The sequence below is a fragment of the Vibrio marinisediminis genome (assembly GCF_014050145.1).
Taxonomy (GTDB): domain Bacteria; phylum Pseudomonadota; class Gammaproteobacteria; order Enterobacterales; family Vibrionaceae; genus Vibrio; species Vibrio marinisediminis.
This window is the reverse complement of record NZ_JACFYF010000119.1, coordinates 1-320: the sequence shown is the minus strand read 5'-3', so window position 1 is coordinate 320 and position 320 is coordinate 1. Positions and strand designations below refer to the sequence as shown.

Sequence of the window (320 nt, the reverse complement as noted above, 5' to 3'; positions counted from 1 at the left end):
CCAGACTCCATCACTAACGCCTGACCTTTGCGGGGCGTAATTTCGGAAAGAAGGAACTCAGCAACCTGTTCCCGGACGTGTGAGATAGACTCATAGCCGACCAACTGGACGACTTCCTCTTTCACGATGGCGTTACAGTCAACGCCGGCCAGAGCGCCAGGCTCCGCGCGATGCGCAAAGACATCAGCAATCATTTGGCCGGCGTCGCCTGGAAAGCCCATCAGTCGTCGTCGCCGACGTTGACCTCTGGCGCCGCCGGCTTAGGAACAACCTCCTCCAAAGCCTGCTGACGTTTTTCAATCCACGCTTGGCTTGCCTCG

1 protein-coding gene is annotated in these 320 nt (G+C 58.1%); it reads right to left on the bottom strand.

Features of this window, described 5'->3' with window-relative positions; all coding sequences use genetic code 11:
• A partial coding sequence (locus H2O73_RS21885; RefSeq protein ID WP_220457708.1) for a hypothetical protein occupies positions 1–221 on the bottom strand: 221 nt, incomplete at its 3' end.
• Positions 222–320: the final 99 nt, after the last annotated feature.